At 63.1% G+C, this 11,422-nt stretch carries 12 protein-coding genes; 7 read left to right on the top strand and 5 right to left on the bottom strand.

Going from position 1 to position 11,422, the window contains the following annotated elements; all coding sequences use genetic code 11:
* Positions 1-42: 42 nt before the first annotated feature.
* Positions 43-1,962, top strand: a complete 1,920-nt coding sequence (locus ACR0LD_RS02535; RefSeq protein ID WP_480635545.1) for a glycosyltransferase family 2 protein — start codon at positions 43-45, stop codon at positions 1,960-1,962.
* Here ACR0LD_RS02535 and ACR0LD_RS02530 read toward each other — a convergent pair.
* Entirely contained in the window at positions 1,919-2,566 is a 648-nt protein-coding gene (locus ACR0LD_RS02530; RefSeq protein ID WP_093962488.1) for a GntR family transcriptional regulator, read from the bottom strand. The two genes, ACR0LD_RS02535 and ACR0LD_RS02530, sit on opposite strands and share 44 nt — an antisense overlap.
* Before the next feature lie 101 nt (positions 2,567-2,667).
* On the opposite strand from ACR0LD_RS02530, the gene ACR0LD_RS02525 reads away from it, so the two are divergent.
* The 3 genes from ACR0LD_RS02525 to ACR0LD_RS02515 all read left to right on the top strand — a co-directional run bounded on the left by ACR0LD_RS02525 (position 2,668) and on the right by ACR0LD_RS02515 (position 4,955).
* Positions 2,668-3,312, top strand: coding sequence for a pyrimidine 5'-nucleotidase (locus ACR0LD_RS02525; RefSeq protein WP_480635544.1), 645 nt, complete (start codon positions 2,668-2,670; stop codon positions 3,310-3,312).
* Between the two features lie 123 nt (positions 3,313-3,435).
* Positions 3,436-3,684: a hypothetical protein gene (locus ACR0LD_RS02520; RefSeq protein WP_093962490.1), complete on the top strand. Its 249-nt coding sequence runs from the start codon at positions 3,436-3,438 to the stop codon at positions 3,682-3,684.
* A 74-nt stretch (positions 3,685-3,758) separates the two neighbouring features.
* The gene (locus tag ACR0LD_RS02515) at positions 3,759-4,955 is read left to right on the top strand and encodes a UbiH/UbiF family hydroxylase (protein ID WP_480635543.1); all 1,197 of its coding nucleotides are present in this window, start codon (positions 3,759-3,761) and stop codon (positions 4,953-4,955) included.
* Between the two features lie 13 nt (positions 4,956-4,968).
* On the opposite strand, the gene ACR0LD_RS02510 is transcribed toward ACR0LD_RS02515, so the two are convergent.
* Entirely contained in the window at positions 4,969-6,096 is a 1,128-nt protein-coding gene (locus ACR0LD_RS02510; RefSeq protein ID WP_480635542.1) for an aminotransferase class V-fold PLP-dependent enzyme, read from the bottom strand.
* A gap of 231 nt (positions 6,097-6,327) precedes the next feature.
* Here ACR0LD_RS02510 and ACR0LD_RS02505 point away from each other — a divergent pair, with 231 nt between their 5' ends.
* On the top strand, positions 6,328-7,029 hold the full coding sequence (locus ACR0LD_RS02505; protein WP_170363152.1) for a GntR family transcriptional regulator: 702 nt from the start codon (positions 6,328-6,330) through the stop codon (positions 7,027-7,029).
* A 3-nt stretch (positions 7,030-7,032) separates the two neighbouring features.
* Here the strand turns inward: ACR0LD_RS02505 and ACR0LD_RS02500 are convergent, their stop codons facing one another.
* Positions 7,033-7,491 carry an Lrp/AsnC family transcriptional regulator gene (locus ACR0LD_RS02500; RefSeq protein ID WP_170363151.1) on the bottom strand — a complete coding sequence of 153 codons (459 nt, stop codon included), beginning with the start codon at positions 7,489-7,491 and terminating at the stop codon, positions 7,033-7,035.
* Positions 7,488-7,943, bottom strand: coding sequence for an Lrp/AsnC family transcriptional regulator (locus ACR0LD_RS02495; RefSeq protein WP_170366436.1), 456 nt, complete (start codon positions 7,941-7,943; stop codon positions 7,488-7,490). The genes ACR0LD_RS02500 and ACR0LD_RS02495 overlap by 4 nt, the downstream gene beginning before the upstream one ends.
* 131 nt (positions 7,944-8,074) lie before the next feature.
* Here ACR0LD_RS02495 and ilvC point away from each other — a divergent pair, with 131 nt between their 5' ends.
* The gene (gene ilvC, locus ACR0LD_RS02490) at positions 8,075-9,097 is read left to right on the top strand and encodes a ketol-acid reductoisomerase (protein ID WP_093962496.1); all 1,023 of its coding nucleotides are present in this window, start codon (positions 8,075-8,077) and stop codon (positions 9,095-9,097) included.
* A 72-nt stretch (positions 9,098-9,169) separates the two neighbouring features.
* Positions 9,170-10,072, top strand: a complete 903-nt coding sequence (locus ACR0LD_RS02485) for a DMT family transporter (protein WP_170372248.1) — start codon at positions 9,170-9,172, stop codon at positions 10,070-10,072.
* On the opposite strand, the gene glmM is transcribed toward ACR0LD_RS02485, so the two are convergent.
* A complete protein-coding gene (gene glmM, locus ACR0LD_RS02480; protein ID WP_480635541.1) occupies positions 10,066-11,412 on the bottom strand; it encodes a phosphoglucosamine mutase in 1,347 nt (448 codons plus the stop codon). The two genes, ACR0LD_RS02485 and glmM, sit on opposite strands and share 7 nt — an antisense overlap.
* Between the last annotated feature and the right edge of the window lie 10 nt (positions 11,413-11,422).

The raw sequence follows: 11,422 nt of genomic DNA, 5'->3' as shown, positions 1-11,422 counted from the left end.
GATTGAGCAACTCTGACCCGACACTTCGGGCAGGGTGCTATGATGGTTGAATTGAATTTTCTGGGTCACGGGCCTGCGACCCCGGTTTCCGGCATTGGCCCGCGCAAACCTTTGGGCACTTGCCTGATCGACTTGGGGGTGATCACCCCCGCTCAACTGGATCACGCCCTGAAACTGCAGGAGCGGCAGAACGCTCCTCTGGGCGAAATTCTGGTTGGCGAGCATATGGCCTCGCGCGGCGATGTGTTGTTGGCGCTGGGCCAACAACATGGGCTGCAGATCGCCGATCTGGAAAACACGCCGCCACCCGCTGACCTTTGCGCGCTGCGCCCAATGCAGTTCTGGCTGACGCACAACGCCATTCCGTGGCTGCGAGTCGGGCCCGTGCTCTTGGTCGCGACAGCCTACCCAGACCGCTTTGATGAAATAAGGTCCGGGTTAGCGGATTGCGCCCAGACAGTCCTTCCGGTGCTGGCCGCACCCGATGACATCGACCAAGCCATTGCCCGACATTACGCAAAACCTTTGGCTGAGGCGGCGGAAACACGGGCGCCGCTATCGCAAAGCTGCCGCTCATGGACTGCGAGTTCACGTCTCCTGCCGACCCTCTTGGCGCTGGCCGCGCTTGTGGGCCTGGGTCTGCAACCGAATGCCGGGCTATCCCTGCTGTTTTGGGCCGCAGTTTCAACGCTGATCCTTTTCCTGATTCTTCGGCTGGCCGGGTTGATATCGTATCTCTTCCCCAAAAAGGCCGAGAAACCAGACGGTCTGCTTGCGCAACACCGCCTGCCCTGCGTGTCCATTCTGGTGCCGCTGCACAAGGAACGGGAAATCGCCGGTGCGCTGATCCAACGGCTGACACGCCTGACCTATCCAAAGGCGCTGTTGGACGTGATCCTGGTCTTGGAAGAGCATGATGACGTCACCGGGTCAGCGCTTGCGCAGACCACCCTGCCCAGCTGGATCCGAACGCTGGAGGTGCCCGATCTTGGCAACCTGACCACCAAACCACGGGCGATGAACTATGCGCTGGATTTCTGCCGAGGAGAGATTTTGGGCGTCTGGGACGCCGAGGATGCGCCTCTGCCAGACCAAATCGAGACCGTGGTGGAGCAATTCGCCCGCGCGCCCGATGATGTGGTCTGCCTGCAGGGTGTTCTGGACTACTACAACCCGCGCACCAACTGGCGCTCGCGTTGCTTCACCATCGAATACAGCGGTTGGTTCCGCGTGATCCTGCCCGGAATCGCGCGGTTGGGTCTTGTGGTGCCGCTGGGTGGAACGACGTTCTTCTTCCGCAGGGACAAGCTGTTGGAATTGGGAGGCTGGGACGCTCACAACGTGACCGAGGACGCGGATTTGGGGGTTCGGCTCAGCCGCGCGGGCTATCGCACCGAAATAGTGAAAACCGCCACGTATGAAGAGGCCAATTTCCGCGCCTGGCCTTGGGTGAAGCAACGCTCGCGCTGGCTCAAAGGGTTCATGGTCACATACCTTGTCCACATGCGCTCGCCCCTGGCATTGATGCGCGATCTGGGGATGTGGCGCTTTCTGGGTGTCCAAGCCTTTTTCCTGGGGACGGTCGGACAATTCCTGCTTGCCCCGGTGCTGTGGGTCTTCTGGCTGACCTTCTTGGGGCTGACGAACCCATTTGAAGCTGTATTGGCACCGCAAATCTTGAACGCCTGTGTCTACCTGTTCCTGACCGCCGAGGCCGCGAACATCCTAGTTGGAGGCTTGGGCGTGGTGGCCGGCGGTCGCCGTTTCCTGCTGCCGTGGGTCCCGACCATGGCACTCTACTACCCCTTGGGCGTGGCAGCAGCATACAAGGCGCTGTGGGAACTGGCGGTCAGACCATTCTTCTGGGACAAGACCCAGCACGGACAGGCCAGCGAAGAAGTGCAGCCAGACGAGGAAGCTATTTCTCGCGCCGGATTGCATCCTGCTTCAGCCGGGTCATGAACGCGACCGAGATATGTTCCTTCAGAGCTCGGTCGGCGGCTTCTTCGTCATGAGCCGCGATTGCCTCGACGATCCCCTTGTGCTCACTCTGAGCGATCTCACCGCGGCCCTGCGCGGCCAATGAAGTCGTTGCCATCAGAGCCATGGTGCGATGGACAAGGTCCAATTGCTGAACAAGGTAGCGGTTGTGCGACGCAAGGTGGATCTGCTCGTGGAACCGCCGGTTGGCCCGGGAAAGAGCCACTGGATCATCCACAAGCGCGTCATCGGCTTCGACCATATCCTGGAGGACTTTGATTTCCTCATCCGTGGCGTGGCGCGCGGCCAGTCGGGCCGCCAGCCCTTCCAACTCACGCCGCACGACATACAGCTCGGCCATCTGGTTGTGGTCCAGCGAGGCCACGATGAGCGACCGCCCGTCACGTTCCAGCAGCGACTGCGTCTCGAGCCGCTGCAGCGCCTCGCGGATCGGGGTGCGCGACACGCCGAACCGCTCGGCCAGTTCGCTTTCCACCAGCCGGTCGCCGGGTTTGTACACCCCCACGTCGATCGCTTCGAGGATCAGGCTGTAGGCATCGGTCTGGGGCTGTCGGGACTGGTTCATTGGGTCGGGTCTCTCCTCGTTCGAACCTGTCTATCCGGGCCATGGGTCTGCAATCAAGTGCGCCATTGAAAACCTGGTGGCCGCGTCCTAAACCCAAGCCTATGGTCAAGCCTGCATTTTCACATGTCACCCAATGGGTGTTCGATCTGGACAATACCCTTTATCCGCCTCACATGCGCCTGTTCGATCAGATCGAGGTGCTGATGACGGAATACGTGGTCGAAGCCCTGCGCGTTGACCGGGCCGAGGCTGACCGGCTACGCCAGCACTATTGGCGCGAACACGGCACCACGTTGGCCGGGCTAATGGCCGAACATGATCTGGACCCCGAGCCCTATCTGCACGCGGTTCATCAGGTCGACCTGAGCCACATGGAACCCGATCCTGCTCTGGCCGCGCATATCCGGGCTCTGCCGGGGCGGCGCATCGTCTACACCAACGGCAGCGCGCCCTATGCCGAGCGGGTGCTGGCCTCGCGCGGGTTGGATGGGCTGTTCGCCGCGATCTATGGGGTCGAACATGCGGGATATCGGCCCAAACCGGACAAGGCCGCGTTTGAAACGGTCTTTGCCCGCGACGGCATCCACCCCGACCGCGCCGCGATGTTCGAAGACGAGCCTCGCAACCTGAAGGCCCCGCATGACATGGGCATGCGTACCGTGCATGTTGCCCCCGATCCGCATGACGCGGATCACATCCACCACCACACCGATGACCTGACCGCCTTTCTCGCGCGCCTGATCTGAATCACCCGAAACTGCGACGAAATGCGCCTGCGCGCAGCCCGAAACTGCGACGATCCGCGCATTCTGCAGCTGCAAAGTCGTTCCTACATCAGGCTCAGCGACGAACAGAACTGGAGACGCCCGATGACCGCGATCGAGATGCCCGGCCGCCTGCCTTTTTGGCAGCGCCTGCTTTTTGCAATTCCCCTGTTTGGCTGGCTGGCCCGCGATGCGGCCAATGGCAAGCCCGAGGATCTCGGCTATACCGTTGCGGCGCTGGTCAGCATGTGGGGCTGTTCGGCCCTGTTGTTCGGCCTGCCGGGCCTGTATCTGCCGGCCCTGGCGATGGTGCCGGTGATGTTCCTGATTCTGGTCCTGATTTCACGCGGCTAGACCACGGGACAGGATGTCACTTGGCGCAGGCCCTAGAACCGCACTAGGGTCCGCAGGCAACGGAGAGTGACGCGATGACCGACAGTTGTGACATCCTGATTTCCGGCGGCGGCATCGCCGGGCTGACCGCGGCGGCCGTATTTGGCGCCGCAGGGTTCGACGTGATCTGCGTGGACCCGACCCCGCCCGTCACCGACCGCGACGCCGACGGGTCCGACCTGCGCACCACTGCGTTTCTGCAACCGGCGCACGGCCTACTGCAGCACTGCGGGTTGTGGGACCGGCTGGAACCCCACGCCGCGCCCCTGCAGATCATGCGCATCGTGGACGCTGGCGGCGATATCCCCGAGCCGCGCGTGGTGCGCGATTTCAACGCCGCCGATATCTCGGATCAACCCTTTGGCTGGAACCTGCCCAATTGGCTGCTGCGGCGCGAGATGGTGGCCCGGCTGCACGAACTGCCGAATGTCGATTTCCGCCCCGGCACCGGCACCGTCAGCCTGTTCACGCGCACCGCCGAGGCGCGTGTGGGCCTGTCCGACGGCACGCGCATCCGCACGAAGCTGGTGATCGCCGCCGATGGCCGCAACTCGCCCATGCGCGAGGCTGCGGGGATCAAGGTCCAAACCACGCGATACGGGCAAAAGGCACTGGCCTTTGCAGTGACCCATCCGATCGCCCATGAAAACGTCTCGACCGAGATCCACCGGTCCGGCGGGCCGTTCACTCTGGTCCCCCTGCCCGACTGGCAGGGCCAGCCCTCGTCGGCGATCGTGTGGATGGAGCGCGGCCCGCGCGCGGTCGAATTGCCGAACCTGCCCGAGGCCGAGTTCGAGGCCGCGATGACCGAGCGGTCCTGCGGCCTGTTCGGACCGCTGAAACTGGCCTCGCGCCGGACAATCTGGCCGATCATCAGCCAATCGGCCGAGCGCCTGTCGGCCCAGCGCGTGGCCCTGATGGCCGAGGCCGCCCATGTGGTGCCCCCGATCGGCGCGCAGGGGCTGAACATGTCACTGGGGGATCTGCGCAGCCTTCTGGACCTGGCCCAGGCCCGACCCGACGGTCTGGGAGATGCCCAGATGCTCGAGGCCTATCACAAGGCCCGCCATGCCGAGATCGAACTGCGCGTCAAGGGGATCGACCTGCTGAACCGCGCCTCGATGGTCGAGGCACGGCCGTTGCGCGATGCGCGCGCTGCCGGGCTGAACGCGCTTTATTCGATGCCGGTGGTGCGCAAGACGTTGATGCAGATGGGCCTCGGCGTGCGCTGAGGCCCGTACCGGCCTACAGCACCTGATCCAGCACCCGCTTCAGCCGGGCCACCGTGCCATCGACATCATACAGCTTGTCCAACCCGAACAGGCCCAGACGGAAGGTGCTGAACCCTTCGGGCTCGTCACATTGCAGCGGCACGCCGGCCGCGATCTGCATGCCCAGCGCGGCGAATTTCTTGCCGTTCTGCACCTCGGGGTCTTCGGTATAGCTGACCACCACCCCCGGCGCGCCAAAGCCTTCGGCCGCGACCGAAACGACCCCCTTGTCGCGCAGCATCGCCCGCACCGCGTTCCCCAGCCGCCATTGGGCATCGCGCAGCTTGTCGAACCCATAGTCACGGGTCTCCTGCATCGTATCACGGAACGCCCGCAGCGCATCGGTGGGCATGGTGGCGTGATAGGCATGGCCACCGCCCTCATAGGCCTGCATGATCTGGCGCCATTTCTTCAGGTCCAGCGCGAAACTGTCCGAGGTGGTCTCGGCCAACCGAGCCTCGGCGCGATCGGACAGCATGACCAGACCGGCACAGGGTGAGGCGCTCCAACCTTTTTGCGGGGCCGAGATCAGAACATCCACGCCGGTGGCCTTCATGTCGATCCAGGCGCAGCCCGAGGCGATGCAGTCGAGCACCATCAACGCGCCGACCTCATGCGCGGCGGCAGCCATCGCCGATACATAGTCATCCGGCAGAATGACCCCGGCCGAGGTTTCCACATGCGGCGCGAACACCACGCTGGGTCGCTGGCTGCGAATGGTTTCGACCACCTCGTCGATCGGCGCCGGCGCAAAGGGCGACGGGCTGGAATTCCCCGTTTGACGGGCCTTCAATACGGTGGCCGAGGCCGTCAGCCCTCCGGTTTCGATGATCTGGCTCCAGCGATACGAAAACCAGCCGTTGCGCACCACTAGCACGTCGGCGCCGCGGGCGTACTGTCGGGCCACGGCCTCCATCGCATAGGTTCCGCCACCCGGCACCACGGCCACGCCGTCCGCGCCATAGACCTCACGCAGCATCCCTGAGATGTCGCGCATCACCTGCTGGAACGCCTGCGACATGTGGTTGAGCGAGCGGTCGGTGAACACGACCGAGAATTCTTCGAGCCCGTCCGGATCGACTGTATTCAACAATGCAGGCATGCTGTCTCCTTTTCTGGGTTGCTCACTTTCTGAAGGCTTTGCATCTGTTGGTAAAGTGCTCATTGACCCTCATGCGCTCCCCCTAAGTCAACGGTCAGAAGCTCGGCTGCACACCCGTCTCAGCAGCCTGATAGGCCGAATTGACGCCAATTAGTGTCACCTCTCTCTTTACACCTTGACGTGTTTCTGAACAGATACGCACATCTTGAGCTTGAAAGGATATTTTAGACCGTGAACGTTCAAAAGCGGATCAGTTTTCAATTCGTTCGGGACGAAGTGAAGCGGCGGATCGAGACACGGGTCTGGCCCCAAGGTTCCTTGCTGCCGACCGAAACCCAGCTTGCCGAAGAGTTCAACTGCGCGCGCGCAACCGTCAACCGTGCGCTGCGCGAACTGGCCGAGCAAGGGTTCGTCGAGCGCAAGCGCAAGAGCGGAACGCGGGTCAAGAAATCACCCAGCAAACAGGCCAAGCTGGAACTGTCGCTGGCCCGTCAGATCGTCGAAGACCAGAACCAGACCTACCGCTATGCCCTGGTCGAGCGCAGCATCGACAAGAGCCCCGGCTGGCTCAGTTCGCAACTGGGTCTGCCGCCGCAATCGCAGATCCTGCATCTGGTGTGCATGCACTATGCCGACAACCGCCCGTTTCAGCACGAAGAACGCTGGATCAACATTTCGGCCGTCCCCGAGGTTGAAGATGCCAATCTGGAAGAGGTCGGGCCGCATGAATGGCTGTTGAATGCGAACCCCTTCATTGACGCCGAGCTTGCACTCTACGCCATTTCCGCCGACAGCCACTTGGCAGATTATATGGGAACGACGACCGGGGCCGCGATGATTCAGCTTGAGCGCACGACATGGAAAGACGGACAGCCGGTTTCGTTTGCCCGCCTGACCCACCATCCGGGCTATTGCATCCGTACCCGCTACTGACCGCTAGCCTATCGGCCCGGGCAGGCGTTCTTCGCTCAGCAGTACATTTGCTTCGACGTCCCCGGCCCCCGGCAGGGTCATGATACGCCGACGCAGAACACGCTCGAAATCTGCCAGATCGCGTGCCACCACCCGCAGTCGGTAGTCATACAGGCCCAGTACGTGTTCCACGGTTTGGACTTCGGGAATGGCGCTAACGGCGCGTTCGAAATCCTCGAGGCTGACCTGGCCTTTGCGCGCCAGCTTGACGCCCAGAAATACTGTGACACCGAACCCCAGTGCCTCGGCGTTCAGGCGCAGCCTGCGCCCCTTGATGATGCCCGCCTGCTCCAGCCGCCGGATCCGGCGCCAGGTGGCAGGCTGCGACAGACCGAAACGCCGCCCCAGCGCACCTGCACTCTGCGTCGCGTCCTGAGCCAAAGCGCGCAGCAGTTTGCGGTCCAGTTCATCCAGTTCGATCATACCGGCAGCACCTCGTCCCGCTTGACCCGCGCGATGTGCATCAGGGCCTCGATATCGGCGATATGCGGCAGGGTCAGGATACGATCGCGATAGACCTGCTGATAATGCGCCATGTCCCGCGCGATGACGGACAGGCGGACATCCACCCGCCCCAGAAAGGTCTGGATCTCGATCACCTCGGGCACCTTGCGGGCGGCTTCGGTGAATTCGTCGAAGGCGCGCGGCTGGGTCTTGTCCAGGGTCACCCGCAGCGACACCTCGACCGCATAGCCCATGGCGGACCAGTCGATCACGGCCTCCTGCCCCTGAATGATCCCGGCGGCCTGCATCTTCTCGATCCGCCGCCAGCACACGCCATTGCTGATCCGGCACCGCTCGGCCAGTTCGGCGGTGCTCAGGCTTGGGTCGGCCTGAAAATGGCGCAGGATGCGGCGGTCGATGTCGTCAAGCATGACTCTTTCAAGTTTTCCGGTTTCTAAGAATTATTCTTCGCTTCTGTCGTCAATATCCAATGCCATCGCTCTCGCCAATAGCAATCACTGCAGATAGAACCGCAGCAATCGAAACAGAAAGGACCGGCAAAATGCGCGTCTATTACGATCGCGATTGCGACATCAACCTGATCAAGGACAAGAAAGTGGCCATTCTGGGCTACGGTTCCCAAGGCCACGCCCACGCGCTGAACCTGCGCGACTCAGGTGCCAAGAATCTGGTCGTCGCCCTGCGCGAAGGCTCGCCCTCGGCCAAGAAAGCCGAAGCCGAAGGCCTGCAGGTGATGGGCATCGCCGAGGCCGCGGCCTGGTGCGACGTCATCATGTTCACCATGCCCGACGAGCTTCAGGCCGAGACCTACAAGAAATACGTGCATGACAACATCAAGCCCGGCGCGGCAATCGCCTTTGCCCACGGCCTGAACGTGCATTTCGGCCTGATCGAGCCGAAAGAGGGCGTGGACGTCATCATGATGGCCCCCAAAGGCCCCGGCCACACCGTACGCGGCGAATATGTCAAAGGCGGCGGCGTGCCGTGCCTGGTGGCCGTTCACACCGACGCGACCGGCAAGGCGCTGGAAATCGGCCTGTCCTACTGCTCGGCCATCGGCGGCGGCCGTTCGGGCATCATCGAGACCAACTTCCGCGAGGAATGCGAAACCGACCTGTTCGGCGAGCAGGCCGTTCTTTGCGGCGGTCTGGTCGAACTGATCCGCTGCGGCTTTGAAACCCTGGTCGAGGCCGGCTATGCGCCCGAGATGGCCTATTTCGAGTGTCTGCACGAGGTGAAGCTGATCGTGGACCTGATCTATGAAGGCGGTATCGCCAACATGGACTACTCGATCTCGAACACTGCGGAATACGGTCAATACGTGACCGGCCCGCGCATCCTGCCCTATGAGCAGACCAAAAAGGCGATGAAAGAGGTTCTGAACGACATCCAGCAAGGCAAGTTCGTGCGCGACTTCATGCTGGAAAACCAGGTCGGTCAGCCCACGATCAAGGCCTCGCGCCGTGCCAATGACGAACACCAGATCGAAGAAGTCGGCAAAAAGCTGCGGGGCATGATGCCCTGGATTTCGGCCGGCAAGCTGGTCGATCAGGAAAAGAACTAAGCCCGAACGGCTTGAACCCAAGGGCGGCCCCGGAGGCCGCCCTTTTCATGCAGAACGGATGAACAGGCAGCGATGGTGCCTCAACCCGACATACGCGACTGGAGCGGCGTCATTGCCCTGGGCCTGATCTGGGGCGGCACCTTCATGGTCGTCGCGATGGCGTTGGAAGACTATGGCCCGATCACGGTGGCCACTGCGCGGACGACGCTGGGCGCGGTGATGCTGTTGGCCTTGATGGGGCTGACCGGGCGGCGTATCCCCAGCCTGACACCAAGTCTGGCGTGGTCGGTGATCCTGATCGGCATCCTGTCCACCGCGCTGCCTTTCGTGCTGCTCAGCTGGGGGCAGCAATATGTACCCTCGGCCTTTGCCGGACTGTCCATGGCCGCAATTCCGCTGATGGTTCTTCCGCTGGCGCATTTCTTCTCGGACGAACCCCTGAACGCACGTCGTTTCGTGGGGGTATCGTTGGGCTTCACCGGAGCGCTGGTGCTTATCGGCCCGGGGCTTGCGCAACTGGGCAGCGGGGCCGAGCCGCTGGCCCAACTGGCCTGCATCGGGGCGGCGTTCTGCTATTCGGTGGCGTCGATCCTGACCCGGCGCTGCCCGCCGATCGACCCGGTGGTACTGGCCGCACTGACATTGGTGGTGGGCGCGGTGATCCTGCTGCCGATCATGTTGACGACCGAGGGCGTGCCCGCCCCGCAGGGTCTGCGCCCAACCCTTGCCTTGATCGTGCTGGGACTTGTGCCAACGGCCTTTGCGACGTTGCTGCGGGTGTCGATCATTCGCAGCGCCGGGTCGGTCTTCATGACGCTGGTGAACTATCAGGTGCCGGTCTGGTCGATGATCTTCGGCGCATGGATCCTGTCCGAGGCGCTGCCGCTGCGGTTCTACATCGCGCTGGCGCTGATCCTGACCGGAATGGCGATTAGCCAATGGTTCAGTTTGCGCAGGATGCTGTTGGGCTACTGACGCGCGGCGGCTTCGACCTCGGCCACGATCCCGTCGACCACCTGCGCCAGAAGGACGTCGTCCTCGCATTCCGCCATCACGCGGATCAAGGGCTCGGTGCCCGACTTGCGGATCAGCAACCGCCCCTGCCCGTTCAGCCGCGCCTCGGCATCGGCAATCGCGGCCTTTACCCTGTCCGCTTCCAGCGGGGCCTGCCCCTCACCATAGCGCACGTTCTTCAGCAGTTGCGGCACCGTCTCGAACTGTTGCGCCAGATCCGAGGCCTTGCGCCCCGAATTCACCATCTCGGCCAGGAAATGCAGCCCCGCCATCAGGCCATCACCCGTGGTGGCATAGTCGCTCATGACGATATGGCCGGATTGCTCACCGCCAAGGTTGAACCCGCCTTCCCGCATACGCTCGACCACATAGCGGTCACCGACCGCCGTCCGTTCCAGCCGCAGCCCGCGCGCGCCCAGAAACCGTTCCAGACCCAGGTTCGACATGACGGTCGCAACAAGCGCGCCGCCTTTCAGCCGTTCGGACGAAGCCCAGGCGGTGGCCAGAAGAGCCATCAGTTGATCGCCATCAGCGACCTGCCCGGTTTCGTCCACGATCACCACCCGGTCGGCATCGCCGTCTAGGCAGATGCCCACATCCGCCCCATGCGCCACGACGGCCTCGGCCGCCACGCGCGGCTGGGTCGAGCCGCAGCCCAGGTTGATGTTCTTGCCGTTGGGCGCGGTTCCAACAGGGATCACCTCGGCCCCCAGTTCCCACAACACCTCGGGCGCGGTGCGGTGCGCGGCGCCGTTGGCGCAGTCGATCACCACCTTGAGGCCATCCAGACGCAGCTCGCGCGGCAGAGATGACTTGACCCGCTCGCCATAGCGGAACCGCGCGTCATCGACACGCCGGGCGCGCCCGATATTCTGCGCCTGCGCGGGTTTGACACCCGCTTCGATCAGCTGTTCGATCTCCAGCTCGGCCTGGTCGGACAGTTTGAACCCATCGGGTCCGAAGAACTTGATCCCGTTGTCCTCGGCCGGGTTGTGGCTGGCCGAGATCATTACACCCAGATCGGCCCGCATCGACCGGGTCATCAGCCCGACTGCCGGTGTCGGCACCGGCCCCAGCAGCAGCACGTTCATGCCGGTCGACGTCAGACCCGCCGTCAGCGCGTTTTCCAGCATATAGCCCGACAGGCGCGTATCCTTGCCGATCACCACCCGGTGAACGCCCGAGCCATCCCGGCGGAAGTACCGCCCCACCGCCGCGCCGATCCGCAACGCCATCTCGGCCGTCATCGGATAGGTGTTGGCGGTGCCCCGCACCCCGTCGGTTCCGAACAGCTTGCGCATACCTGCTACT

Source organism: Ruegeria sp. BF8 (genome assembly GCF_056538625.1).
The sequence above is the reverse complement of the archived record's forward strand: the minus strand, read 5'-3'. Positions and strand labels throughout refer to the sequence as shown.

Excerpts from the sequence above, each read along its gene's own strand:
- ACR0LD_RS02535 (WP_480635545.1), top strand. The coding sequence starts at position 43 with ATGGTTGAATTGAATTTTCTGGGTCACGGGCCTGCGACCCCGGTTTCC.
- ACR0LD_RS02530 (WP_093962488.1), bottom strand. The coding sequence starts at position 2,566 with ATGAACCAGTCCCGACAGCCCCAGACCGATGCCTACAGCCTGATCCTC.
- ACR0LD_RS02525 (WP_480635544.1), top strand. The coding sequence starts at position 2,668 with ATGGTCAAGCCTGCATTTTCACATGTCACCCAATGGGTGTTCGATCTG.
- ACR0LD_RS02520 (WP_093962490.1), top strand. The coding sequence starts at position 3,436 with ATGACCGCGATCGAGATGCCCGGCCGCCTGCCTTTTTGGCAGCGCCTG.
- ACR0LD_RS02515 (WP_480635543.1), top strand. The coding sequence starts at position 3,759 with ATGACCGACAGTTGTGACATCCTGATTTCCGGCGGCGGCATCGCCGGG.
- ACR0LD_RS02510 (WP_480635542.1), bottom strand. The coding sequence starts at position 6,096 with ATGCCTGCATTGTTGAATACAGTCGATCCGGACGGGCTCGAAGAATTC.
- ACR0LD_RS02500 (WP_170363151.1), bottom strand. The coding sequence starts at position 7,491 with ATGATCGAACTGGATGAACTGGACCGCAAACTGCTGCGCGCTTTGGCT.
- ACR0LD_RS02495 (WP_170366436.1), bottom strand. The coding sequence starts at position 7,943 with ATGCTTGACGACATCGACCGCCGCATCCTGCGCCATTTTCAGGCCGAC.
- ilvC (WP_093962496.1), top strand. The coding sequence starts at position 8,075 with ATGCGCGTCTATTACGATCGCGATTGCGACATCAACCTGATCAAGGAC.
- ACR0LD_RS02485 (WP_170372248.1), top strand. The coding sequence starts at position 9,170 with ATGGTGCCTCAACCCGACATACGCGACTGGAGCGGCGTCATTGCCCTG.
- glmM (WP_480635541.1), bottom strand. The coding sequence starts at position 11,412 with ATGCGCAAGCTGTTCGGAACCGACGGGGTGCGGGGCACCGCCAACACC.